The organism is Halomonas sp. G11 (assembly GCF_001663515.1).
GTDB lineage: Bacteria > Pseudomonadota > Gammaproteobacteria > Pseudomonadales > Halomonadaceae > Vreelandella.
The window spans coordinates 162875-188073 of record NZ_LYXG01000041.1; the positions used below are offsets into that span (position 1 = coordinate 162875).

A 25199-nucleotide genomic window follows, 5' to 3' on the forward strand; every position below is an offset into this window, starting at 1 on the left:
GCTATTATTGATGAAAATTCATCTCGTTGAGGCGTGTTATGCCAGCCCTTGCTCAAACAAAGCCCACTCCTGAAAGGGTATTAGCGAAAGCAGTACTACGAGCTGCCGATCAGTTAGGGTTATCGCAGTCTGATTTGGCACAAGTGCTTGGTGTGCACCGTACGACCATCACGCAGCTTAAAAAAAGCCTGAAGCTAGACCCAAACTCCAAGCAGGGCGAGCTAGCCTTGTTGCTCATTCGCCTGGCTAGATCATTGTTCGCCCTTACCGGTGGCGATCAAACATGGATTCAGCATTTTATGCGCACATCCAACCGTGCCACGGGCGGTATACCGGCTGAGCAAGTGACGCGCCTGGAGGGGTTGTTTGCAGTCCTGAGATTCGTGGATGGCATGCGGGGTAAGGTGTGAGTGTATGGGAGGCCTGCGGCGGCGCGCAAAATATCGAACCTGTTTCCGGCACTTTGTATAGGTTGGTGGAGAGCCAGGAGCAAGTGGCAACGCTCAGCTATGTGGACACCCTTGAAGAACAGGATCTTCTTGAAGCACTGCTCGAAACCGCCAAGCCGCCTTACCCCCAGCAAGAGCGAGATCTCCATTACCTGCTGAAGACACCTTTTCGCTATCCGCCACTCAAGTGGGGCTCACGCTTTAGCCGAACATTTGAGCCGAGCATCTTTTATGGCGGCAAAAGTATTGCGACAACATTAGCTGAATCTGCTTTCTACCGACTGGTCTTTTGGTACTCCATGGAAGGGAAGCCAGTGGCTGAATCTCTGCGCACAGAGCATACGCTTTTTTCTGTGGATTACGCCGCTAAACTGGGCGTGAGACTTCACGCAGGCCGTTTTGTCGAACATCTTGTCGAGTTAAAACACCCGGTTGATTACACCCTGTGTCAGCAACTGGGTAGCGCAATGCGTAGGGCGAGCGTTGAAGCGTTTGAGTTCGCCTCCGCGCGAGATGCCCAGGGCGGTGTATGCGTAGGCTTATTCACGCCTGATGCGCTCGTTCAGCAAGAGCCAGCCGATATGCGCCCATGGCTTTGTGTAACAAGTGCCGATCAAGTGTCATTTAAGCGCAAAGACGCATCAGGGGTTTATACCTACCACCTGGATGATTTTCTTTACCATGGTGTGTTGCCTTTTCCTGCTGAGTGAACGGCTTTCTGAGCAGAGTTTGACAAAAATTTAGCTTAGGTGAATCAGAAAACAAGGAAGGAGAGGCTGTCTAAATGCCGTTAACTATCGTACAGCGTTTGCTACCCGGCTGGGGCGTTACCTATGGCCCATCGGGTGATGGCCCCTTTCCAGCCATCATGCTGCTGCATGGCTCTGAAGGCGCGTGGGCAGGGTGGAGCCACCGGGACGCGATGCTATTCGCCGCGCATGGTTTCTTGGCATTTCCCTATGGCTACTCCAGCGGCGGCAATGCCTGGAATGCCGGGCATATTATCGATTACCCGCTCGATCGCAGTGTGGAGGCACTTGGAGCACTCCGGGATTTTCAATACGTGGGTGAGCGGGTGGGGCTTTATGGTCTTTCACGCGGTGCCGAGCACGCATTATTACTCGGCTCACTGATGACCAAAGATACCGTGGTAGGCGTTCCTGATGCTATCGCCGCCCATAGCCCGCCCGATGTGGTGTGCGGTGCCTTTGATGCCCGTGGTTTTCGCGATGCTGGCGACCCCGGCTGGCAAGCCTGGGATGTCAGTAAGCGCGCCTGGACATGGCAGGGAAGTCATGAAGGCTTATTGCCCACCACGCCGATAGAAATTGAGCGCTACCCTGGACCGTTGTTGCTTTCCCATGGCACGCAAGACCGCATGTGGTCGGTTGAAATGACCAAGCGCCTGGAAAAACGCCTCCTTAAGAATGGCCGCAGCCCTGAAGTGCACTACTATGAAGGCGAAGATCATATACCCAGTAGCGCTGGGCAGAATAAGCATTACGAGTTGATTCTAAAATTCTTTTCAAAACACCTTTAAAGCCTGAGTTTTTGGAGTAAAGGTTCTGCATTTTCCCCTTCATATAGAAGCCCCTCTTGGCAGCCAAGAGGGGCATGTTGGTATAGCATTCCTGTTCTTTAGCGCCTATCGAGTATCTTCCAGCTGCGCTTGAGCCAAACGTTTCGCGCCTGCGAAATCAGCCTTGCCAGAGCCGAGATGAGGAATGGTCTCCACCGTCAACCAGTGGCTAGGGACCATCATGGATGATGTACCGTTGGCGAGCATGGCGGTTTTAACGGTGTTGGCGTCTAGTGCTGTTTCTGAAAGCAGCACGATACGCTCACCTTTGCGGCTGTCGGGGATATTCACCGCCATTAACGCGTTGTCTGGTTCTTCGAGAGCCGCTTTGACGGCCCCTTCAACCGCACTGAGGCTGATCATTTCACCGCCGATTTTGGCGAAGCGGGCGTAACGGTCAATCAGGGTCAAAAAGCCATCTTCGTCCATATAGCCTTTATCCCCTGTGATGTACCAGCGGTGGCCATCGACCTCGTGGAGCGCCTTGGCCGTGCGCTTGGCATCATTCAGATAGCCCTGCATGATCTGCGGGCCGCTGATCAATATCATGCCCGCTTCGCCGGTGGCCAACTCTTCATAACTTTCCGGGTCGACGACCTTGAAGCTGGTGCCGGGTAACGGCATACCCACGGTGCCTGGCTTGCTGCCCCGCTGGATCTGTTGGTAATGGATGCCCATCGCATCGGGAAGGTTGACGGAAGCAACGGGGGCGATTTCGGTGGCACCGTAGCCTTCATAAATGGGCTTGTGGAACTTCAGCGCAAAGTCGTTACGCACGTTGTCATCGAGCTTCTCTGCCCCGGCGACCACGATTCTCAGGCTCTCCAGCATCAGCGGATGCACCTTTGTGCTGCGTACAAACAGCCTTAAAAAGCTGGAGGTGCCGAACATGATAGTGGCTTTGTGCTTGGCAATAGCGCCTGCGATGCCAGGAGCATCGGTGGGGTCGGGGTGGCACACCAGCGGCAGCCCTTCAATCAGCGGTAACAACTGAGTCACTGTGAGGCCGAAGGCGTGGAACAGCGGCAGTGAGCCCATCACCACGTCGTTGCTCTGGGTGTTGAGTACATCCGAGGTCTGTTTGATATTGGCCATCAGGTTGCGATGGCTCAGCATCACGCCCTTGGGTTCGCCTTCACTTCCGCTGGAGAACAGGATGGCGGCGGTGGCGTCGGCATCGTGGCCATGGCAGAAGCAACGCTGGAGTAGCCAAGTCGGCAGTATTCTTACCGCAAGCCAGGTGCTCAAGCGCTCGGCGCGGCCAATCTTGGTCTGCAGGTCTTCTAAAAAGACTACCTGCTGCTCACTGAGCAATTGGCTAACGTCGAGCCCGCGCTGCTCAAGCTTCTTCACAAAGCGCTGTGAGGTGAACACGGTGGTGATTTCCGCCTGGGAAAGGGCGGACGTCAACGCTTCTTGGTCGGCGGTGTAATTGAGATTTACTAGCGTTTTACCGGCCAGCAGCGTGGCCATATTGGCAAGGACCCCGGCACTGCTGGTGGGTAGCAGCAGGCCAACGTTCTGTCCTGGGTTGAGTTTGCGAATCCGTTTTGCCATGAGCAGGCTGGCGGTGAGCGCTTGGCTTGCGTTGAGTGGGCGGCCCAGCGTGTCGGCCAGGGCAAGGTCGCTAGGGCGGCGCTTAACGCTTTGAATCCAGGCATTAGGCAGGGTGGGTAGGTCGTCCATGGCCTGCTGCCAGGACCGAGTGGCCTGCTCAAAGATGCGTCGTTTCAGCACATCAGCGGGGGTATCCTTGGGCAGCGGCTTGCCAAAGGCGACCACCACCGAGCGGTGCAGCGGTGCATTGCGCAGCTCCTTTAACTTGCTGGACGAGCGGGAGAACTGGCTGCCCCACAGGCCGCGCAGGTAGAAAGGCACAATCTTGACGTCAGGGTTGGCCATGTTGCAGGCGCGCTCGTAGCCGCGGCGAAATTCTCCCAGTTGGCCAGTGCGGCTAATCGCCCCTTCAGGAAACAGGCACACTACCTCGCCTGCGTTGAGTTGTTCAGAAACATCGGCCAGGGCCTTGTCGGCACCGCTGCCACGCTCAATGGGAATACAGCCGAGTGCTTTGAAGAACCAGTTGAGGTACCAGCGCTGGTAAACCGATCTGAGCATCACAAAGCGTACCGGGCGGGGGCTGGCGATCTGCACCATGGCCCAATCCACCCAGCTGATATGGTTGCCTAGCAGCAGCACGCCGCCCTGGGCGGGCAGGTTCTGCAAGCCCTGCACGTCGACCCGGTAGCGGCGGGTCAGCAGGAAGCTCAACAGAAAGCGCACCAAACTCTGCGGCAGCTTGATAATGGTGTAGCCACCGCCGACCATCGCCACCGTGGCAATAAGCAGCAGCAGGTAGTGGCTATCCACACCCGCGAGGGCGAACAGCGCCGTGAGCAGCAAAAAGCCCAGCATGGCGATGTTCTGGATCCAGTTATTGGCGGCCAGCACGGTGCCCAGTTCGCTGTCGGCGGCGTGAAACTGGATCAGGGCGTTAAGCGGCACGATAAACAGCCCGCCCATCATGCCGATAAACACGAAGTTCAGCGCCTGGCTGCCGGGCGTGGTTAACAGCGGCAGGCACCATAACCCCACGGCAACCCCAACAGCGCCTACTGGAATCAAGCCGGTCTCGATACGGTTGTGAGAGAGCTTGCTGGCCAGCATGGAGCCCAGTGCAATCCCGATACCACTAGCCGCCAGAATGCCTTGCAGCACCAGAGTGTTATCGATACTGAGGGCGTCTTTGGCGTAGGCGGGGAAGGCAGCCAGAAGTACTTGGCCCACCGACCAGAACGTGGCAAGGCCGATAATGGAGAGCCTGATCACGGGCTGGCGGGCGATAATGCGCAGGTTGTCTTTTAGTGCTGTGCCCTTGATGTAGCGCTGCCAGGTCAAGGGAGTATCGGGTTGCGAAGTGCTATCAAGCGGCAGACGGTAAAGCGTTGCCACTTGAATAGCGCTATTGAGCACCAGGAGCCAGCCGAGCGGCGCTATTTGGCGCAACAGCTGCGCTGGGGTGTGATCATCTGGCGATACCCAGGTCTCAAACAGGGCGGTAAATGCCACGGTGCCCGCCAGAATGGCCCCAATGGTGACGGCCTGGATCAACCCGTTGGCTTCTGCCAGGCGCGGCTTGCCGAACAGCCCTTTGACCAAGCCGTACTTGGCCGGTGAGTAGAAGGCTGACTGAATCGCCAGCAGCAGTGTCATCGCAAAGGCCAGCCAGAACCAGCCCTGATAGTAAGCAGCCGTAATGCCCAGAGAAACCGCCACGGCGGCCCAGGCCGATGCGCGCAGAACGCGTACCTTGGGGTAGCTGTCCGCCACGTGGCCGGCCGGGCTAAACAGCAGGATAAACGGCAGTAAAATTAACCCATTGACCAGTGCGGTGAGGACGACCTGTGTTTCGCCATCGTAGCTTTTAAAGATCGTGTTCTGAATAACAATCTTGTGCCCCAAATCCACAAAGGCATTGAGAAAGATGGCGATCAGGTAGGGCAAAGCGCCCTTGATATGTAGCAGTCGTTGCATGGTTGTGTAGCCTTATAAGTCCCTGTAAGTAGTCGCACTTTCTAAGCAAGGCTTACTGGTTGCAACTCATTTGCACAAAGTTGTGATATGCGTGTCGGTTGGTAGCGTTATGCGATACTTTGATGTGTAATACCTTCCATGCCGTCCAAGGAAGTTTCTATGTCTCAAGCCGAGTCACTGATTGAAACGCTTAAAAGCCAGTTGCGCGCTCAGGGGAAAACCTATGCCGATGTTGCCCGGTGGTTAGCGCTCAGCGAGGCCTCGGTGAAGCGCCTATTCGCTGAAAAGCACTTCACTTTGGCGCGGCTAGAGTGCATCTGTGATCAGCTTAACCTTGAGTTCGCTGAGCTGGTGCAGGCCATGCAGGCAGGGGAGCAACGCCTTCAGGAACTGACTCAGGTCCAGGAGCAAAGTATCGTCGATGACCGTGAGCTGTTTCTGGTAGCGGTCTGCGTTATCAATGGCTATAGCTTCGATGAAATTCATCACCAGTACCAGCTAAGTGAGGCAGAGTGTATACGGCAGTTACTCAAGCTTGAGCGGCTCAAACTTATTGAGCTGCTTCCTGGTAATCGGATCAGGCGGCGGGTAGCCGCCAATTTTCGCTGGCAGGCGGATGGGCCGATCCAGCGCTTCTTTCAGCAGCATATCGCCAACGAGTTTTTCCGCTCTCGCTTTGATAGCGACAGCGAAAAGCTGATCGTACTCAATGGCCTGCTATCTCCCGCGGGTAATGCCGAATGGCAGCAGACCATGCAGCGACTGGCGAAAGAGTTTCATGCGCTATGCGAACGAGAGAGCGGGCTGCCTATCCACCAGCGGTTTGGCACCACTTCCGTGCTGGCGGTAAGGCAGTGGCAGTATGGGTTGTTTCAGGATTACAAACGTGAAGCCGAGGCAAAATCCTAAAGTGCTGTACCACGAAAATGAGCGGCTTCTTGCTCTAGCCATTCGATGAAGCGTGCTACAGCCGGTGGCGTAACGCCTTCAGATGGCAGAACCAGTTCATAGGCGAACGGAGAAGCGAGCGGATACTGTTTCCCAAATGGGCGCACCAACACGCCGCTGGCAAGCCGATCAGCCACGAGAGGGTAACTGGCCAGTACCACGCCTTGCCCGGCCATAGCCTGATCGAGCGCCAAGCTGTAGAGCGAGTATTGGCGCTGGTGGGGGAGCTTCCTGATGGCCACTCCGGCGTTTTTAAACCAGTCTTGCCAGCTTGGGATCGGGTGGCCCGCATGGCTGCACCAATCGACGGTGAGCAGTGTCTGGGCCAGCAAGTCGGCGGGCTCGTGTATATGTTGCTGGGCTAACAGGGTGGGCGAGCAGACAGGAAAGAGGGTGTCTTCAAACAGCCGCAGGCTGGTAACGCCGGGCCAGGGCCCCTGGCCGTAACGCAGCGATAAACGTGCCCTGTTGGGCATCCATAACGGTGGCGTTAAGCGCGCCTCGGCATCCAGGGAGATCTCTATTTGCCGCTCTTGGGCTTCAAAACCGGGCAAGCGGGGGAGTAGCCAAAGTTGTAGGAAAGAAGGTGGTGCACTCAGTAGCAATCGAAAAGCGTCTTCTGAGCGCTCGGTGACGTTCTGCACGCCGCTGGCGATGCGCAAAAGCCCCGCTTGAACATCTTCGGCAAGCCCCCGGCCAGCTTCGGTGGCGCACACGCCATTGGCATGCCGTTCAAATAGCACCACGCCCAATCGATCTTCCAGCTGTTTCACCTGTCGGCTAACGGCGCCGGGGGTCACTCCCAAACGAGACGCGGCGGCTTTAAAGCTATTTTCCCGCACCGCTTCGGCAAATGCGCGCAGTGCATTCAGCGGTAGCCTCTCCATTCTCATAGCGTGAGTTTTCCTGAGCCTAGACCTGATAAGTAATCGCTTGTAGGCAATTTTGCTTACTGCTGCAATGAGCGCCTTGATGCTAGAGGAGCTCACGATGAATAATCAAAGGATAGTCTCAAATGCCGATGCTGCCAGCATACTTGGGCATTCGGAGCGCAAGTCTGTGGATGCTACAGTCGCATCACTAATGCTCCTGTTTTGCCTGGTGCTGGGGTTTCAGCAGGTGGCGATTAAAGGCGTGGCTGAGGATATCTCACCCGTCGTGCAGATTGCCCTGCGCTCCGCTATCGCCGGTTGTCTGGTGGGAGTGCTGGCCTATTGGCGCGGCATTCGCTGGGCGGATATGAGTCGCCATCGGGGCGCTGGGTTACTGGTTGGGCTCGGGTTTGCGGCCGAGTTTGCTTTTGTTGCCTGGGGGCTGACCTACACACTGGCATCGCATATGTCGGTCTTTCTCTATACAGCGCCCATCTTCGCCGCGCTGGGACTACACCTGTGGGTGCCGGGCGAGCAGCTCTCCCTTCGCCAATGGTGGGGTGTTGGTCTGGCGTTTATGGGCATGGTGATTGCCATGGCGCCTAGCGGTGCCTATAGCATCGATATTCTGATCGGCGATGCGCTGGGTTTGCTGGCCGGGCTCTCATGGGCGGCGACGACGGTGGTGATCCGCAAGACCTCGCTTTCCGAGGCACCCGCGGAGCTCACCTTGAGCTATCAACTGAGTGTGACGGCGTTGCTGCTATTGCCAGTGGCGGCGCTATCAGGCCAGTTAATGAGCGCGCAATTTACCTCCATGGCGGTTGCCAGCCTGGGTTTTCAGGCGCTGATCATTTCATTTGCCGCGCTGATGCTGTGGTTCACGCTGCTACGCCGCTATCGCGCGTCCCAGTTGGGTGTGTTCTCGTTTCTGGGCCCGCTGTTCGGCATCCTTTTTGGCACTCTGTTGCTTAACGAGCCGCTAAGTATCAATTTTCTGATGGGCGGCGGCGTTATCCTGGTTGGCATCGTACTGGTGACGCGATAAGGCCGTTGATCCCGGCGTGATAGGCGGTGGCTTGAAGAGGGCTTACCCCACTAACGTCGCCACGATTTCCACCAGGCCAAACATGCTGACGCCAGCGGCCACTGGCCAACCCAGCGAGCGTAACCGCCACCACACCAACAGCGTGACGCCAAGCCCGATAACGGTCGCTATCCAGGAAATCAGACCAGGGCTCACTGGCACAACGGATACGCCTAGCACGGCCGCAATCATCAGCGGGCCGAGAATGCCAAGCCACTGGGGCATGGCATTCATGCCGGTGTCGCTATCCAGGCGGCGCTGCATCCACATGAATGGCACCACCCGCATCAGTAGGGTGCCCAAGGCCGATACCACAACGGCGAGCCAAAGCGCGGTGCTCATGAATCACGCCTCCTGTTGTCGAATTTTACCGTGTAGAAGCATAGCGCGCCGCAGGCAGCTGCCAGCGGAATCGCCACATTGCTCCAGCCGATCAGCGTCAAACCCAGCGCAGCCAGAATGGTGAGCCCCATGGCCATTGCCCAGCGTTTATCGGTGAAGCGAGGCGCCACCATGGTAAGAAACAGCGCGGGGAGCGCGAAGGGCATAATCTCGCCCAATAGCGGCCAGCGGGCGGTAAACGCTTCCCCGGCGGTGGCGCCCACGGCAGTGCCGATGATCCAGGCGCCCCAGGCCAGCAGCGAGGCGCCGACAAACCAGCTAAACCGTTTGGCGTCAGGCAGTTGGGGTAAGCGCGTCAGGGCAAGCGCAAACACCTGGTCGGTCAGGCCGTGCATCAGCCAGGGCCAGTGGCGGCTGCGCGGTAATAACGCCGCCAGGTTAGGGCCATACACCACATGGCGTACGTTAATCAGCATTGTCATTGCCACGACAAGCCATAGTGGAGACCCCGCGGCCACCATGCCCACGAACAGGAACTGAGAGGCGCCGGCGTAAATAAGCGTCGAGATCACGACCGCTTCCCAGGTGCTGAAGCCTGCCTGGGTGGCAATCAACCCAAACGAGAGGGACACCGGGATATAGCCACCCAGTAGTGGAATCGCTTCACGAACGCCCTGCAACGCGCTTCGGGCGGGAGAATGTTGGGCAAGCTGGCTCATGGTGTTTCGCCTTCTTTGCCGTAGGTAATGGTCATTAGCAGGGTGGCTGCCGTCGCTTGGGTGCGGTAGAGGTGAGGCCGGTCAGCGCAAAAGGTGACATGGCACCCAGGGGTCAGCGTTGTCGTGTCTCCCTCAGGCCCTGCTTCCAGCCAGCCGCTGATCAGCGTGAGGGATTCTCGCGTGCCCGGTGTATGGGCTTCGGCACGGCGCAATGTATGGGGTGCGCAGCGCATCCAGTAGGCATCCACCTGGGGTGAATCCTTGCCCTGATCGATAAGACGCACCTGAACGCCGTCTTCGCCGAGCGGCACGGAAATAGGCGCGACCAAGGTGCCGAAGGGCACGTTCAACTGCACGGCCAGGCGCCAGATCGTGTCCAGGGTAGGGTTGCCGTTGCCTTGCTCAAGGCGGCACAGGTTGGATTTGGCGATGCCCGCCTCGCTGGCCAGCTGCGAAAGCGACCAGCCGCGTTCTAGGCGGAGCCTTTGTAAATGGTGGCCAAGGGTGTTGAGTGAAAGTGGATCCATGGGAGCGCCGCCTGTTGGCTATATAGATGTTCCTTTTATAGAACGTTCTATATAAAGAACAGGCGGCTGTCAAACAACCTGCCAACCGACGCAGTTTGCTCCCGCCTTCCGTGGGCGCGGGAAGGTACTTCGCTAGACTGAGGCGGTACTTTTGAAGGCGGTTTCAATGGGTACGCTCATGGCGTCGATAGTTGCGTAGCCCTTTTCAACCAGTGCGACCACATCCGGGGATGAGCCCCAGCGCAGCAGCATGGTGTCGATCAGCTGTTCGGCTTCGTTAAAGCGGCCGCAGTGGCTAAGTAGCTTGGCGACGGTGTAGTCGCAGGCGGGGGTATCAAACATGTCGTCCTTGATTTCCTGAATGGCGAGTTGCAGCCCGGCCTGTGAAATCTCAATACGCTGTTCGCGTTGCATAGCACCTCTCCTTGTGAATGCGGGGTAGTCGGTATCGAGCGTTGCCGATACTTATAATCTTGTACTTAAATTGTACGTTGGGAAGCCTATTATAATGCCCACCTCGGTGCCATAACCTGGGATATGCAAATCAAAAGTCTTTTGATATGAGCGTCTTTTTACCTAAAGCGCTCGTGTTCTTAAAATTAGTAGTTATATAACATAGGTTTATCTTTTGATTAGGTGCATGGCTGTTCAAGGTGAATACTGAAATTGATTGTTAGCGTCCAAATAAATAAATTTGTGCAAATGTTTGCAAGACTGCCGGGTAGCATCTAGGGTTAACGATGTGCAGGACAGGGAATCGTCTGACTCGCCAGGAAGGCAGGCTTATGGATAAGCCGGTAAGCTCGATAGGAAACCAGAAGACAGGACGTCAAACGACAGGAAGTCGAATGATAGGAAGCCGAACGACAGGACGTCATTCAGCACAAGCCAAGGAAAGGTATCCAGGATGGATACAAACGACAGGATGTCGGTGAGATGCATGAAGGCCCCCGAAAGGGGGTTTTTTTGCGTCGGCATCCCGCCTCTTTACCCGCCGCCGATGTATCCTCGCTCACCTGGCCATCAAGGCGTTTAATGGCACTCTTTATGCATCACTATTGAGGTACTGCCACGAGGAAGCGCAATGCGTTCATTGGCGATGCTCAAACCGGTCAGATCGATTCTTTGGAGCGTAGCGCTGTTGCTGCTGGGCAATGGCCTGCTCAATACGCTGTTAACCTTGCGCGGCACGGGAGAAGGTTTCTCCAGCGCGGTACTGGGGATGATCATGTCCGGCTATTTCGTCGGTTTCATCTGCGGCACATGGGTGAGCGGACGGTTGATTCGGCGAATGGGGCATATCCGCACCTTTGGGTTCTGTGCGTCGATTTGTGCGACGGTGGCGCTTTTGCACCTGGTGTTTATCACGCCCTGGGTATGGCTGCCGCTGCGGGTTATCTACGGCCTTTCGTTTATTACCCTGATTACCGTGATCGAAAGCTGGCTGAACAGCCAGGCCGCCAGCCATGAGCGCGGGCGTATTTTTGCCGTCTACATGGTCGTCAACCTGGGAGCGCTGGTCACGGCTCAGCAGCTTCTGCGGCTCTCGTCGCCCCAGGGCTTTTTGCTGTTTGTGGTGATTGCCATACTGATCAGTTGGGCGCTGTTGCCGATCACCATGACCCGTCGCGTCCAGCCCAAGATTTCCGAGCGACCCAAAAGCAGCCTGCGGGCGCTGCTGGGCTTCGCCCCGCTGGCGGTAGCGTGCGCCGCGCTCTCGGGGCTTGCCATGGGGGCGTTCTGGTCGATGACGCCGGTCTATGCCACGCAGTTGGGGTTTGATATCGCTGGCGTCGGGCTGGTGATGAGCGTGGCGATCATCGGTGGCGCGCTACTGCAGATTCCCATTGGTCGCTTCTCGGATAAGCATGATCGCCCCAAAGTGATGACCTGGGTGGTACTGCTGGCGGCGCTGGTCGCCGCGGCCATGCCCTTTGCGCCCAGCCATGAAATGCTGCTTGGGCTGTATTTTATCTGGGGCGGTTTGGCGTTCTCGCTCTACCCGCTGGCGGTGGCGCAGCTGATCGATCAACTCCATCCCGATGAAATCGTCGCCGGCTCGGCGGACATGTTGGTGATGCACGGCGCAGGCTGCGCGTTGGCACCGATTGCCGCGGGTTCACTGATGACGGTCGTCGGCGGTCACGGTCTGCCTATCTATATTGCCTGTGTGTTTGCCCTGCTGGGTGCGTATGCCATCTACCGGCGTCGTCGGGTAACAGCCCTGGTGACCCACACGGCGCACTTTGAGCCCATGGTGCAAAGTAGTGCAGAGGCACTGGAAATGATCTTTGATGATGCCCAGCGTGATCTTTTTGACGACCCAAGCTTCTACGAACCACATGAGCGCGAGCGGCTTAGAGATGCTTTAACGTCAAAAGCATGACGCTGAGGTCGGGTGCTGCCCATGTCATTGTGCTGGCGCAAAGCAATGCCTGTGCTTTGCCAGCCCGGCTAGAGGTGGCTTATCCCCTGCCACCTCCGTTGGCTTTATTGGCGCGCAGCGTCCAGTAGCCGCCCCATAGCCGCGTCGCCGTGGTGATCAGGCAGGCAGCCGCAAACACCACCGCCAGGATGGCGAAGTGCGAAGGGAACAGACAAAACAGCACCAGAGCCACTACGGTCTCGGTGCCTTCGGTCAGGCCTTCCAGATAGTAGAACGCCTTGTTGGGAAAGTGGGGACGCTCGATGGCCTGCTGTTTAGCGGCAATGGCAAAGGCCAGGAACGAGGTGCCGGTGCCGATAAAGGCAAACAGCAGCAGCGCCGCCGCCAGGGCGTTTTCCGCCGGATTGGCCAGGGCAAAGCCAAGTACCACCGCGGCGTAAAACACAAAATCGAGGCCGATATCCAGAAAGCCGCCTGCCTCACTCGACCGGCCGCTTACCCGTGCCAGCGCGCCGTCCAGGCCGTCACCCAGGCGGTTGAGCACCACGGCCACCAGCGCAAGGCCGTAGTATTCCCAGGCCAGCAGCGGCAGGGCGCTGATGCCGATCAGGAAAGCGACGAAGGTCACCTGGTCGGGCGTGGCGCGCCCCTTCAGCCGTTGAGCAAGCCGCTCAAGCGGGCGGTGGGTCAGCGGCATGGTCCAGCGATCGAGCATATGGGGCTCCTTGGAAGAAAAACAGCAAGTTAACATATCGACTAATCAGTGGTGCGGTGTCGTGGACTGCCGTATTTGCTAATACTAAAGTCGTTATACTTTGGTATTAGTAAGCCATAAAGTACTGGACTAAAGGCGTAGGGAAGTGGAAAACGGGGCCCCGAGAATCCGCGTGTATTGATAGGCTCACTGGTCAATGGTGGGTCGTGCGCATTGTTCAATACCTTACACCCTACTCCGTGAGCGAAATTGTCGTATGCGAAGCAATGGAATGATGACGGTGTGGGACCAGCTCTGGGTCTCTCACCAACAGGCAAAAATACTCTTGATGTGCGCGCTGCCCACCTCGGGTGGTGTGGGAGATGGTGCCTCTTCAGGCAATGGTTCGGGCGGGGAGCCGCGTCCGCCAGCATATACAAAGCCGCAAAAAGTCGGGCTGGTTTTGGGGCCGCTGCTGTTTGCCTTTGTGTTGCTGTTTTTCCATCCTGCCGACCTCAGCGTTGAAGGCCGCATGGTGCTGGCCACCACATTGTGGGTGGCCGTGTGGTGGATTACCGAGGCGATCCCGATTCCGGTGACGTCGCTGTTACCTATCGTGCTGCTCCCCATCACCGGGGCGCTTGAGGGCAGCCGGGTAACGGCGGCCTACGGTAACCCGATTATCTTTTTATTCCTGGGCGGCTTCATGATCGCCCTGGCAATGGAGAAATGGGGGCTGCACAAGCGTATTGCGCTGGTGATTATTGGCCTGCTGGGGACCAGTATCAACCGCATCGTGCTTGGCTTTATGGCGGCCACCGGGTTTTTGTCGATGTGGGTGTCCAACACTGCCTCGGTGATGATGATGCTGCCGATTGGCACGGCGATTGTGTACCAGGTTACCCAGGAGCTGAGCAAAACAGATGGCGACCACAGCGACGATATCGATAAATTCAGCAAGGCGCTGATATTTGGTATCGGCTACGGCGGCACCATTGGTGGCCTGGGCACCTTGATTGGCACGCCGCCTAATATCATTCTGGCAGCCACCGTGTCAGAGCTGTTTGGGGTGCAGATATCTTTCGCCGAATGGATGTTCTTTGCCTTTCCCGTGGTAGTGATTCTGCTCTTCGCCGCCTGGCTGCTGCTGACCAAGGTGGTTTATCGCGTCAGGTTTGCCGATTTGCCAGGGGGCAAAGCGGTGATCGACAAGGAAAAACAGGCGCTGGGCACGACCAGTTTTGAAGAAAAAGCCGTGCTGGCCGTGTTCCTGTTTGCGGCCTTCATGTGGATCACGCGCTCTTTTTTATGGGAAGGGCAGTTGCTCAATATTCCCGGCATCAACGACACCATGATTGCCATGGTGGCGGCCATTGCGCTGTTTTTGATTCCATCCAAAAGCCGTGGCGGCTGCCTGCTGGACTGGGAAGTGGCCAAGGATGTGCCCTGGGGGATCCTGCTGCTGTTCGGCGGCGGCCTGGCGATTGCGGCGGGCTTCAGCTCCTCGGGGCTGGCCGAGTGGATTGGCGAGCAGATGAGCGTGCTGGAAGGTGTCAACTTCCTGCTGGTGATTCTGCTCGCCAGTGCCATGGTGCTTTTCCTGACCGAAATCACCTCGAATACCGCCACGGCAACGATGATTCTGCCAGTTCTGGCGTCGCTGGCGCTGGCGCTAAACGTGCACCCCTTCGTGCTGATGGTGCCCGCGGCCATGGCTGCCAACTGCGCCTTCATGCTGCCGGTGGGCACGCCGCCCAACGCGATCATTTTCGCCACGGGCAAAATCAAGATTATCGAGATGGTGCGCAACGGTTTCGGGCTCAATATCCTGGCGCTGGTGCTGATCGTCGCGGCGGTCTATATCCTGCTGCCGATGATGTGGGGCGTTGATTTGACCAGCTACCCCGACGCCTTTCGCCGCTGATTCATCGACGGCTGAGCTTGCCCAGTAACGCCCCGCCACGAGCGGGGCGTTTTGCTAGTATGATGCCGTTATTCTTCTTGCTGCTGAGTTTGCCATGCGCCTACTGCACACCGCCGACTGGCATCTGGGTCGGCTGTTTCACAACCTGTCGCTGCTGGATGACCAGCGTTACGTCCTTGATCAACTGATCGATATCATCGACCGGGAGGCCGTCGATGCGGTGCTGATCGCCGGGGATATCTATGACCGCTCGGTGCCGCCTGCCTCGGCGGTCGCCCTGCTGGACGACGTCCTGAGGGCACTGTGCAGCGAGCGCAACCTGCCGGTGGTGATGATTTCCGGCAACCACGACAGCGCCCAGCGGCTGGGCTTTGGCGCACGCCATTTACGCCAGGCGGGGCTGCACATTCTGTCTGACCTGACGGACATCGAACGGCCGGTGACGCTGTCTGCCAACGGCGTGGAGGTGGATGTTTTCGGCATTCCCTACGCCGATCCGGAATACGTTCGCAGCCAGTTAGGGGTAGACGTGCGCGACTTCGATAGCGCCCACCGTCACCTGGTCGAATACATCAACACAAAGCGCCACCCAACGCGCCCCACGGTATTGATGAGCCACTGCTTTGTGGATGGCGGCAGTGCCTCGGACTCCGAGCGGCCCTTGACGCTCGGCGGTGCTGAAAGCGTCGCCTGGGAGCCCATGCAATCGTTCGACTACGTGGCGCTGGGGCATTTGCATGGCCCCCAATACCGTGGCGGAGAGCATATCCGCTACAGTGGCTCACTGCTCAAGTACAGCTTTTCCGAAGCAAGCCAGCGCAAGGGCGTTACCCTGGTGGATATCGACGAACAGGGCGTCCGCCACATCGAGCACCGCCCTTTGACGCCGCGCCTGGACGTGCGGATCCTGGAAGGCGAGCTGGATTCGCTCATTGCCCAGGGGCTTGGCGACCCCCATGCAGACGACTACCTGCTGGTTCGCCTGACCGATCGCCACGCCATCCTCGACCCCATGGGCAAGCTGCGCGAGGTCTACCCCAACGTACTGCACCTGGAAAAGCCCGGCATGCTGGAATCCCGCGGCCGCCAACAGCTGGATCGCGAGCGGTTGCGGTTCAGTGCGCTGGACATGTTCAGCGATTTCTTCGCCCAGACCAGCGGCGAGGCGATGACCGACGAGCAGGCCGAGGCCATGAACGAGCTGATCAGTCAGCTCAACCGTGACGAGGAAACCCAATGACGCCGCTAAGCTTGACCATGCAGGCCTTTGGCCCCTTCGCCGGTCGGGAAACCCTCGACTTCACCGCGCTGGGGCAAAGCCCGCTGTTTCTGATCAACGGGCCCACCGGCGCGGGCAAAAGCTCGATTCTGGACGCCCTATGCTTTGCGCTTTATGGCCAGACCACGGGTGCCGAACGTGACGCCAGCCAGATGCGTTGCGACCAGGCCGCGGCGGATGCGCTTACCGAAGTAACGCTGGACTTTCGCCTGCGCGGCAACGCCTACCGGATACGCCGCGTACCCCAGCAGGAGCGCCCTAAGGCACGTGGCGAAGGGACCACCACGCAAAATGCGGAAGCCCAGCTTTGGCAACTGACCGCTGAAGGCGAGAAAGGCGACTGCCTGGTCGCCAAAAGCGTCAACGACGCCACGACTCAGGTCCAGGGCCTGATAGGGCTCGACGCCAGCCAGTTCCGACAGGTGATGGTGTTGCCCCAGGGCAAGTTTCGCGAGATGTTGCTGGCGGACTCGAAAGATCGCGAAAAAATCTTTTCTCAGCTGTTTCAAACGCAGATCTTCCAGCGTATCGAAGAGCGTCTGCGGACCCAGGCCAACCAGATCGAGCGCGACGTCAATAACCACCGTCAGCGGGTGGAGGGTATCTTGCAGGCCAGCGACGTGGAAAGCGATGCTGCCCTTGACGAAGAACGCCGCGCCCTGGCGCCTCGGCACCAGGCCGCCCAGCATGACCTTGCCGAGGCCAGGGCGCGCCGCGAAGCCGCTGAACACGCCGAGCGCCAGGGCAAGGAGTTGCAGGCCCAGTTTGATCAACAGGCAAAGCTACAGGCGGACAGGAAAGCGCTGCTAGATCAGAAAGACGACATCGACGATGCCCAGGCACGGCTGGCCGCTCATGCCCAGACACAGGCGTTGGCAACGGTGTACCAGCGCCTGCAAGCCGCCCAGCAAACGGCCCGGTCGACCCGCGAAGAGCATGCCCAGGCAGAGCGCGCCATGGCTCAGCAGCAAGCGGCGCAGGCCGATGCCCAGCGAGCGCTGGCGGATGCCAGGCCGCCGTTTGAGCAGCTACCCGCCATGCGCGAGCAGGCGTTTCGCTTGCACCGTGCCGTTGAGCAATGCCAGGAACTGGCGGCGCTTGAGGCCCAGCGTGGGCAGCTTGCCGAGCAGGTCGAAGGCGCTGCCACCGAGGTCGCGCGACTGCGGCCGGGGGTTGAAGCCGCAGAGCAGCATGCCACCGAGCAGGAAATGCGCTGGCATCAAGGGCAGGCGGCGCTTCTGGCAGCGCGACTGGAAGCCCAGGCGCCTTGCCCGGTCTGTGGCAGTCGCGAGCACCCGGCCCCGGCGAGCGCCGAGCAGGCGCCGGTGACCCAGGCCGAGGTCAAGCAGGCGCGTGCGGCGTTCGAGAAAGCCCGTCAGGCGCTGTCGAAAGCCGAGCAGCACCACGCGCAGTTAAGCCAGCAACTCGCCGACAAAGAGGCACATTGCCAGCGGCTGCGCGGCGAACTGGGTGAACAGTCCTCGCTTGAGGCCCTGGAAGCCGCACAGGCCAAGCTCAAGGCCGATATTCAAGCCACCGAAACCGCCTGGCAGACCGCTCAGGAAAAAGCCCAGCAGGCCCAGACGGCGCTGGCTCGCGCCGAGACCACCCTGGACGACGTCAACCAGCGCCAGGCCCGCGCCGACAGTGTCCTGGATGAGGCGCAGGGAGCGTGGCAACACGCCCTGGCCGATAGTGTCTTCGACGACGAGGAGGCGTTTAACCGGGCGCGGTTAAGCGACGAAGAGGCGCGACGACTCAGCGACGCGGTGGCCCAGTTTCAGCGCGAACTGGCCAAGCTGGAAGGGCAGTTGGAGGCAATTCACACTCGCCTTGAGGGGCAGGAATTGCCGGATCTCGCCACCCTGGCAGAACAGGTCGCTGCGGCAAAGGCTCAGGAGCAGACCTTTGAAAAAACCTATCAGCAGCTGGCCGCACGGATGGCGCAGTTGGACGCCACGCGCGAAAAGCTCGACGCCGCCCATGCCGCCCAGGCATCCCTGGAAGCCCAGTATCGGGTATGGGGAACGTTAAGCGAGGTTGCCAACGGCCGCACAGGGCAACGCATTAGCCTGCAGAGGTTTGTGCTCGGCGTGCTGTTGGACGACGTCTTGATTCAAGCTTCCGAACGCCTGGTGCACATGAGCCGGGGTCGCTATCAGCTGGTGCGCCGGGAAGACCCGTCCAAAGGCAACCGCGCCTCGGGGCTGGAGCTGGACGTGGCCGATACCTACACCGGCAAGAACCGCCCGGTGGCGACGTTATCGGGTGGTGAATCCTTTATGGCCGCGCTCTCGCTGGCGCTGGGGCTTTCCGACGTGGTACAGGCCTACGCTGGCGGCATTCAGCTGGATACGCTATTTATCGATGAAGGCTTTGGCAGCCTCGACCAGGATGCGCTGGACCAGGCGATTGCCATGCTCAGCGAACTGCAAATGGGCGGTCGCATGATCGGGATTATTTCCCACGTCAGCGAACTCAAGGAGCAAATACCGGTCCGTGTTGACGTGCGGGCGAGTCGTCAGGGAAGCTCGGTGGACATAAAGGGGGCACTGCTTTAATGCCAGGGTAGCATTGGTTTTCGTAGGCCCAGGGGCGCATTGGTTTTTGTAGGCATAGTTCATGCTGCGTTCATATGGCATGTTCTATAACGTGAATTGTCGTCAGCGAGTCCTGAAAAGACTCTCTACTTAGGAGTACAAGGATGAACGCAAGCAAGATTTTACAGCAACTGATGCAACAGGCAGGCGGCAGCCAGAAGGGCGGCAGCAGTGGTGGCGTCGATGTCAAAGGCATGCTGAATGGCCTCTCCAAACAACTGGGCGGAAGTGACCAGGGCGGCAAGTCCGGCGGTGGTTCATCCAGCGGGTTCGATATGAAAAGCCTGCTGGGTGGGGGCGCCATGGGCATGCTGGTCGGCTCCAAGCGCGGCCGCAAGCTGGGTGGCAAAGCCCTCAAGTACGGTGCCATTGCGGGCGTCGGCGTATTGGCCTGGAAGGCCTGGCAAAGCTCGCAGGCCGGTAAAAACGGGTCCGGCGAATCCCAGGGCAGCGCCGAAGGAGAACGCGTCGAGGTGCTGAGCGGCGAGTATCAGGAGCGCCGCAGCCTGGAGTTGCTGCAAGCGATGATCATGGCCGCTCGGGCCGATGGCCATATCGACGAGCAGGAGCAGGCGCTGATCACCGAGCAGATCGATGAACTGGGCGCCGACGCTGAAATGCATAGCTGGGTCGAGCGGCAGCTTAAGGCACCGCTGGACGCCCAGGCACTAGCTCGTGAAGCGGATTCACCCCAGGCGGCGCGGGAAATGTACCTGATCAGCGTTGCCGTGACCGACGAACAAAACCCCATGGAACGCGCCTGGCTCGATCAGTTGGCAAGCGCCCTTGAATTATCGCCTGACATGGCCCGCGAGCTTGAACAACAAGCCCAACAGGCTGGTTGATGCTCGATACGCTCAATTTCTGGGTCGCCACCGGTTTTGGTCTGGGGTTGGCCCCCATGGCCCCGGGTTCCTTCGGCTCGCTGATTGGTATCCCGCTGGCGTGGTGGCTGCTGGGCAGGCCCGTTGGCTATCAGGCAGCGGGGATCGCGATGCTGTTGGTGGTGGCGGTGCCGGTATGTCACGTCGCTGCATGGCATTACGCGGGGCTTGATCATGGCAGTATCGTTGCCGATGAATATGTCGCCTTTCCATTGGCCGTCATCGGGTTAACGGCCGCACGCCAGCCGCTGGTCATGCTGCTGGCGTTTGTGGTTTACCGGTTGTTCGATGGCTTGAAGCCGCCACCGATTCACCTGGCCGAGTATGTTCATGGCGGCTTGGGGATTGTGCTGGACGACGTGATTGCCGCCCTTGTGACCTGGGTCGTGCTGGCGCTGCTGTTGAAGCTTTGGCAACGCCGAACGCTAAAAAGCACCTGACAATGCGCCTTAACTAAAAAGCGCCGCAGTTCATAGATCTGCGGCGCTTTTCGTCATTGCATCAAGTCGTACTTATCGACACCTATTCCTTGACGACGATGACCGACTTGGCGTTGACGAATTCGTGCATGCCGAAGCCGCCGTGTTCACGGCCGTAGCCTGAATCCTTCACGCCGCCAAACGGCATTTCCGGGGTGGCCACGCCAAAGCCGTTGATAAATACCATGCCGGTATCGAAGTACTGGCTGGCAAGCTCGGTGGCACGCTTCACATCCTTGGAAATGATCCCACCGCCGAGGCCATAACGGCTGTCATTGGCAATGCGCATGGCATCGTCGTCATCCTTGGCGCGAATCAATGCCGCCACCGGGCCAAACAGCTCGTCATCGTAGGCGGGCTGGCCGGGGGTGACGTTATCCAGCACGGTGACCGGATAGAAGGCGCCTTGGCCGTCGGGCTTCTGGCCGCCGCATAAAATCTTCGCGCCCTTGCTTACGCTTTCTTCCACCTGCTCGTGCAGATCGTCGCGTAAATCGACGCGCGCCATGGGGCCAACGTCGGTGCCACTTTGCGTCGGGTCGCCCACCTGCAGGGCGTTCATTTTCTCGACGAAGCGCTCCTTGAAGGCCTCGTAGTTGGCCTCGGTGACGATAAACCGTTTGGCCGCCACGCAGGTTTGCCCGGTGTTGTAGACGCGGCCCATGACACAGGTATCAACGGCGACATCGAGGTCGGCGTCGTCCAGCACCAGATAGGCATCGTTGGAGCCCAGCTCAAGTACAGTCTTTTTCAGATGCTCCGCCGCCTTGGCCGCCACTTTGCGCCCGGCCCCGTCGCTGCCGGTGAGCGTGACGCCGCGCACTGCCTTGTGGGCGATGACCTGGTCGGAGACGTCGTGGGAAATCACCAGCGTGCGGAAGACGTTTTCGGGCAGGCCCGCCTCGCGGTAGATTTTCTCAAGCAGCAGGCCGCTGCCAGTGACGCATTCGGCATGCTTCAGCAGCACGGCGTTACCCGCCATGATGTTGGCGATGGAGTAACGCACGACCTGATAGGCGGGGAAGTTCCACGGCTGAATGCCGTAGATAACGCCCATGGGCGAGTAGGTCACGATGCCGCGTTCACCGTTGCTCGGGCTGCGTACTTCATCGGCGAGCGATGCCGGGCCGTGCTCGGCGGTGTAATCGCAGATACCCACGCAAAGATCCACTTCCTGATAGGCCTGCTCGGGCAGCTTGCCCATTTCCTTGACCATGTAGTCGGCAAGTTCTTCCTTGTGCGCCTTGAGCGCCTCGCCGATGGCCTTGACGACCTTGGCACGGTGTTCGAGGGGTTTGAGCCGCCAATCGAGAAATGCCTGATGGCTGGCCTCAACGATTTGCATCGCCTGGCTTTCATCCATCAGTGCATAGGTCTGGAGTGTTTCGCCAGTAGTCGGGTTAACGGTGGTGATGCTGTTGCTCATAAGATCTCCTATCTATAGATCAACATGGTGAAATCAACGCTGTTTTAAAAACCGCGTCCTGGCGCGTTGTCAGCGTTGACCGACTGGTCTACTTTGAATGCCTCACCAAGGTAGTAGAAGATGGCAGGCGTTGCCTAATAGCTTCTCACTATGGGGATATAAACCGTCTCGGTCATTCAAACGTAGGCCCGCCAGCCTCGTCGCCCCAAACCTCTTCCAGACGGCCATCACGACCGCAGCTGAAGCGGTAGAACTTGTAGCGGACCGGGTTCTTCTCGTAGTAGTTCTGGTGATATTCCTCGGCCGCCCAGAAAGTGTCAGCGGGCAGTATCTCGGTGGTTATTGTCTCGTCGAAGCGTTCTTCCATCGCTTCCTTTGAGGCTTCGGCCAGTTCGCGCTGTTCGTCATTCTGATAAAAAATCGCTGAACGGTACTGGTCGCCAACATCGCAGAACTGGCGGCCGACGGCGAAGGGGTCGATATTGCGCCAGTAAATGTCCAGCAACTGCTCGTAGCTGATCTGGTCCGCGTCGTATTCGATCTTGACCACTTCTATATGGTCGGTGTCGCCACTGCTGACATCGTCGTAGGTGGGGTTTTCCAGCTCGCCGCCGGTATAGCCGGAGATGGTCGCCGTCACGCCAGGCTGGCGGTCGTAAGGGGGCTCCATGCACCAGAAGCAGCCGCCGGCAAATACCGCTTCCGCGGGCGTTTCGGCCTGCAGTGAGGTGCTGGCGATGCCAAGGATGGCCGTAGCGATACCCAGTGCTAACGGGCGACGTGGTAGCTGTTGCATCATGAGGTTGACTCCCGGGAGGTGAACCGTACTGTCATCACCTTCGATTTGTTAGGTTGCGGGTGGTTCACTTTCCTTGCAGGCGACAGGTATTCCTTCGTTAAAGCTGGCCGTGGCGTGGGGGCCATACGTCGTCCAGGGTTTTTAGCGCGGCGGCGATGGGGGGCTCGGTGGCACGATCATGTCGCCAGATAAGGCCCAGCGAACAGGGCAGGCGAACCTGGTCGGCCACGGCCAGGCCGCTCTCCTGACGCTCAGCCATGGCCAGGGCATCACGCGCCAGGCTAAGGCCCACGCCAGCGCGTACAAGGTCGAGCATGCAGGCTTCCTGGTCGACCTGGGCGACGCGGTTTGGCGTGATGCCGCCGTCGGCCAGGCGATGCTGAAGAAGCCGGTAGTGGACGGAATCGGGGGGCGTGACAATCCAGGGTAGGCGGGCCAGCGACGCCCAACGCGTATCCGCAAGTCGCGCCTCCCAGCCGGCGGGGGCAATCACGTGATAGTCAAACTGGGTCAGCTCTCGCCAGGCCAGCGCCGAGTGGCCGGTGCCTTCACCCGGGGGCGCCAGGTAAAAGCCCACGTCCAGCTCGCCCTTCTCAATGCGCGTCAGTACGCGGCCGCTCATGCCGTGGTGCAGCTCGGTTTCAAGCTGTGGCGCCCTGAGCATCAGGCGGCTCAGAAAGGCCCCCAGGCGAATAAACTCCGGGTCGACGATGGTGCCAATGGTCAATTTGCCACGCAGTGTGCTGTGCAGGGCGCTGGCGGTCTGTTCAAAGGCGCTGGCACTGGCCAGCGCCTTTTCGGCGGCCGACAGAAGGGCAAGCCCGTCGGCGGTCAGGCTCAGGCCTTGAGGGCGTCGGCTGAACAGGGTGAGCCCCAGGCTGGCTTGAAGCTGCTTCAACTTTAGGCTTACAGCGGGCTGGGTGAGGTGCAGTTGTTCGGCGGCGCGTGACACGCTACCAGCGCGGGCAACCGCCACGAACGCCCGTAGTGAGGCGTATTCCTGCATGGGCAACCTTCCTTAAGCGTGTTGTTATTAGCAAAGCTTATATCGTGGTTAAGAATTACTCAATTGATCGCCTCTGTTAGGCGGTTAATCTGGTGTTATCGCCATTTTAACTATCACGACACTTATAAAGGTTACTTCAATGACCACCGCGACAACGACGACCACTATCCAGCATTTTATTAACGGCCAGGTAAGCCAGGGCACGGGTGATGCCCAGGACGTATTCAACCCCGCGACGGGCCAGGTGAGCGGGCGGGTGTCGTTGGCCGGTGAGCACGATGTAAACGCCGCCGTGGAGGCCGCCCAGGCCGCGTTTCCTGCCTGGGCCGATACGCCGCCGATACGCCGGGCGCGGGTGATGTTCAAGTTCCTGGAGTTGCTCAACGCCAATAAGGACGCCTTGGCCGAGGCGATCACCAAAGAGCACGGCAAGGTGTTTACCGATGCCCAGGGTGAAGTGGCCCGGGGTATCGATATCGTCGAGTTTGCCTGCGGTATTCCCCAACTGATGAAGGGCGACTACACCGAACAGGTGAGCACCGGCATCGATAACTGGACGGTACGCCAGCCGCTTGGTGTGGTGGCGGGGATTACGCCGTTCAACTTCCCGGTCATGGTGCCCATGTGGATGTTTCCTGTGGCCATTGCGACGGGGAATACCTTTATCCTCAAGCCGAGCCCGCTGGACCCCAGCGCTTCGTTGATGATTGCCGACCTGCTCAAGCAGGCCGGTTTGCCCGACGGCGTGTTCAACGTGGTGCAGGGCGGTAAGGACGCGGTCGAGCAACTGCTGGATCACCCCGAGGTCAAGGCACTGTCGTTTGTCGGCTCGACGCCCATTGCCAACCTGATTTACGAGCGTGGCGCTCGACACGGGAAACGCGTCCAGGCGCTCGGTGGGGCGAAAAACCATATGGTCGTGATGCCCGATGCACATCTGGATAAAGCCGTTGATGCCCTGGTCGGCGCCGCCTATGGCTCCGCAGGGGAGCGCTGCATGGCGATCAGCGTGGCCGTCTTGGTGGGCGATGTGGCCGACAAGATCATGCCAGCGCTTGCGGAACGCGCCAAGTCGCTCAAAGTGAAAAACGGTATGCAACTGGACGCCGAAATGGGCCCGATTGTGACCCGCGAAGCGCACCAACGCATTACCGGCTACATCGACAAGGGCGTGGCCGAAGGGGCTGAGCTGCTGGTTGACGGGCGTGAGTTTGACGCTTCCCAGACCGGCGACGGCTGCGCAGACGGTTTCTGGATGGGCGGTACGCTGTTTGACCATGTCACCCCGGACATGACGATCTACAAAGAAGAAATTTTCGGCCCGGTACTGGTCTGCGTGCGGGTTCCCGATGCGGCGACTGCCATTCAATTGATCAACGACCATGAGTTCGGCAACGGCGTCAGCTGCTTTACCGAAAGCGGCAGCGTGGCGCGGGAGTTTGGTCGCCGCATACAGGTGGGCATGGTGGGTATCAACGTGCCCATCCCGGTGCCCATGGCCTGGCACGGCTTCGGCGGCTGGAAACGTTCGTTGTTTGGCGATACCCATGCCTACGGCGAGGAAGGCGTGCGCTTCTACACCAAGCAGAAGTCGATCATGCAGCGCTGGTCCGACTCGATCGATGGTGGCGCAGACTTTGTCATGCCCACCGCCAAGTAAACGCC

Annotated in this window: 23 protein-coding genes; 12 read left to right on the top strand and 11 right to left on the bottom strand. The window is 59.0% G+C overall.

Annotated elements, in window-relative coordinates:
- The first annotated feature begins 38 nt into the window (after positions 1-38).
- The 3 genes from ADS46_RS15215 (at position 39) to ADS46_RS15225 (ending at position 1989) form a co-directional block, all read left to right on the top strand.
- The gene (locus tag ADS46_RS15215) at positions 39-410 is read left to right on the top strand and encodes an MbcA/ParS/Xre antitoxin family protein (RefSeq protein WP_066321452.1); all 372 of its coding nucleotides are present in this window, start codon (positions 39-41) and stop codon (positions 408-410) included.
- Positions 407-1159, top strand: a complete 753-nt coding sequence (locus ADS46_RS15220; protein ID WP_066321454.1) for an RES family NAD+ phosphorylase — start codon at positions 407-409, stop codon at positions 1157-1159. The genes ADS46_RS15215 and ADS46_RS15220 overlap by 4 nt, the downstream gene beginning before the upstream one ends.
- A gap of 74 nt (positions 1160-1233) precedes the next feature.
- Positions 1234-1989, top strand: coding sequence for an alpha/beta hydrolase family protein (locus ADS46_RS15225; protein ID WP_066321456.1), 756 nt, complete (start codon positions 1234-1236; stop codon positions 1987-1989).
- A 105-nt stretch (positions 1990-2094) separates the two neighbouring features.
- On the opposite strand, the gene ADS46_RS15230 is transcribed toward ADS46_RS15225, so the two are convergent.
- The gene (locus ADS46_RS15230; RefSeq protein ID WP_066321458.1) at positions 2095-5562 is read right to left on the bottom strand and encodes an acyl-[ACP]--phospholipid O-acyltransferase; all 3468 of its coding nucleotides are present in this window, start codon (positions 5560-5562) and stop codon (positions 2095-2097) included.
- A 159-nt stretch (positions 5563-5721) separates the two neighbouring features.
- On the opposite strand from ADS46_RS15230, the gene ADS46_RS15235 reads away from it, so the two are divergent.
- On the top strand, positions 5722-6471 hold the full coding sequence (locus tag ADS46_RS15235) for a helix-turn-helix domain-containing protein (RefSeq protein WP_066321459.1): 750 nt from the start codon (positions 5722-5724) through the stop codon (positions 6469-6471).
- Here the strand turns inward: ADS46_RS15235 and ADS46_RS15240 are convergent.
- Positions 6468-7403, bottom strand: a complete 936-nt coding sequence (locus ADS46_RS15240; protein ID WP_066321460.1) for a LysR family transcriptional regulator — start codon at positions 7401-7403, stop codon at positions 6468-6470. The two genes, ADS46_RS15235 and ADS46_RS15240, sit on opposite strands and share 4 nt — an antisense overlap.
- 97 nt (positions 7404-7500) lie before the next feature.
- Here ADS46_RS15240 and ADS46_RS15245 point away from each other — a divergent pair, with 97 nt between their 5' ends.
- Positions 7501-8430, top strand: a complete 930-nt coding sequence (locus ADS46_RS15245; protein ID WP_066321465.1) for a DMT family transporter — start codon at positions 7501-7503, stop codon at positions 8428-8430.
- Between the two features lie 42 nt (positions 8431-8472).
- On the opposite strand, the gene ADS46_RS15250 is transcribed toward ADS46_RS15245, so the two are convergent.
- From ADS46_RS15250 to ADS46_RS15270, 5 genes are all read right to left on the bottom strand, one after another.
- Complete coding sequence (locus tag ADS46_RS15250; RefSeq protein WP_066321466.1) at positions 8473-8811, bottom strand: AzlD domain-containing protein; 339 nt, start codon at positions 8809-8811, stop codon at positions 8473-8475.
- Entirely contained in the window at positions 8808-9530 is a 723-nt protein-coding gene (locus ADS46_RS15255) for an AzlC family ABC transporter permease (RefSeq protein WP_066321467.1), read from the bottom strand. Before ADS46_RS15255 ends, ADS46_RS15250 begins: the two co-directional genes overlap by 4 nt.
- Positions 9527-10057: a helix-turn-helix domain-containing protein gene (locus tag ADS46_RS15260; RefSeq protein WP_066321468.1), complete on the bottom strand. Its 531-nt coding sequence runs from the start codon at positions 10055-10057 to the stop codon at positions 9527-9529. The genes ADS46_RS15255 and ADS46_RS15260 overlap by 4 nt, the downstream gene beginning before the upstream one ends.
- Positions 10058-10189: 132 nt before the next feature.
- Positions 10190-10471, bottom strand: coding sequence for a hypothetical protein (locus ADS46_RS15265; protein WP_066321469.1), 282 nt, complete (start codon positions 10469-10471; stop codon positions 10190-10192).
- Positions 10472-10840: 369 nt separating this feature from the next.
- Positions 10841-11035 (bottom strand): hypothetical protein, encoded by a 195-nt coding sequence (locus tag ADS46_RS15270; protein WP_066321470.1) that lies wholly within the window; start codon positions 11033-11035, stop codon positions 10841-10843.
- Between the two features lie 106 nt (positions 11036-11141).
- Here ADS46_RS15270 and ADS46_RS15275 point away from each other — a divergent pair, with 106 nt between their 5' ends.
- The gene (locus tag ADS46_RS15275) at positions 11142-12443 is read left to right on the top strand and encodes an MFS transporter (RefSeq protein WP_066321472.1); all 1302 of its coding nucleotides are present in this window, start codon (positions 11142-11144) and stop codon (positions 12441-12443) included.
- A 79-nt stretch (positions 12444-12522) separates the two neighbouring features.
- Here the strand turns inward: ADS46_RS15275 and ADS46_RS15280 are convergent, their stop codons facing one another.
- Positions 12523-13158 carry a CDP-alcohol phosphatidyltransferase family protein gene (locus ADS46_RS15280; protein ID WP_066321473.1) on the bottom strand — a complete coding sequence of 212 codons (636 nt, stop codon included), beginning with the start codon at positions 13156-13158 and terminating at the stop codon, positions 12523-12525.
- Positions 13159-13432: 274 nt separating this feature from the next.
- Here ADS46_RS15280 and ADS46_RS15285 point away from each other — a divergent pair, with 274 nt between their 5' ends.
- The 5 genes from ADS46_RS15285 (at position 13433) to ADS46_RS15305 (ending at position 20264) form a co-directional block, all read left to right on the top strand.
- Positions 13433-15061: an SLC13 family permease gene (locus ADS46_RS15285; RefSeq protein WP_066321475.1), complete on the top strand. Its 1629-nt coding sequence runs from the start codon at positions 13433-13435 to the stop codon at positions 15059-15061.
- Between the two features lie 94 nt (positions 15062-15155).
- Positions 15156-16301, top strand: a complete 1146-nt coding sequence (locus tag ADS46_RS15290; RefSeq protein ID WP_066321477.1) for an exonuclease SbcCD subunit D — start codon at positions 15156-15158, stop codon at positions 16299-16301.
- On the top strand, positions 16298-18901 hold the full coding sequence (locus tag ADS46_RS15295) for an AAA family ATPase (protein ID WP_066321479.1): 2604 nt from the start codon (positions 16298-16300) through the stop codon (positions 18899-18901). Before ADS46_RS15290 ends, ADS46_RS15295 begins: the two co-directional genes overlap by 4 nt.
- Positions 18902-19044: 143 nt before the next feature.
- Entirely contained in the window at positions 19045-19785 is a 741-nt protein-coding gene (locus tag ADS46_RS15300; protein WP_066321480.1) for a tellurite resistance TerB family protein, read from the top strand.
- Entirely contained in the window at positions 19785-20264 is a 480-nt protein-coding gene (locus ADS46_RS15305) for a phosphatidylglycerophosphatase A (protein WP_066321481.1), read from the top strand. The genes ADS46_RS15300 and ADS46_RS15305 overlap by 1 nt, the downstream gene beginning before the upstream one ends.
- Positions 20265-20346: 82 nt before the next feature.
- Here the strand turns inward: ADS46_RS15305 and ADS46_RS15310 are convergent, their stop codons facing one another.
- The 3 genes from ADS46_RS15310 to ADS46_RS15320 all read right to left on the bottom strand — a co-directional run bounded on the left by ADS46_RS15310 (position 20347) and on the right by ADS46_RS15320 (position 23534).
- Positions 20347-21729 carry an NAD-dependent succinate-semialdehyde dehydrogenase gene (locus ADS46_RS15310; protein ID WP_066321482.1) on the bottom strand — a complete coding sequence of 461 codons (1383 nt, stop codon included), beginning with the start codon at positions 21727-21729 and terminating at the stop codon, positions 20347-20349.
- A 172-nt stretch (positions 21730-21901) separates the two neighbouring features.
- Positions 21902-22525: a peptide-methionine (S)-S-oxide reductase MsrA gene (gene msrA, locus ADS46_RS15315; protein WP_066321783.1), complete on the bottom strand. Its 624-nt coding sequence runs from the start codon at positions 22523-22525 to the stop codon at positions 21902-21904.
- A gap of 100 nt (positions 22526-22625) precedes the next feature.
- Positions 22626-23534, bottom strand: coding sequence for a LysR family transcriptional regulator (locus ADS46_RS15320; protein WP_066321484.1), 909 nt, complete (start codon positions 23532-23534; stop codon positions 22626-22628).
- Between the two features lie 139 nt (positions 23535-23673).
- Here ADS46_RS15320 and ADS46_RS15325 point away from each other — a divergent pair, with 139 nt between their 5' ends.
- On the top strand, positions 23674-25194 hold the full coding sequence (locus ADS46_RS15325; protein WP_066321486.1) for a CoA-acylating methylmalonate-semialdehyde dehydrogenase: 1521 nt from the start codon (positions 23674-23676) through the stop codon (positions 25192-25194).
- Positions 25195-25199: the final 5 nt, after the last annotated feature.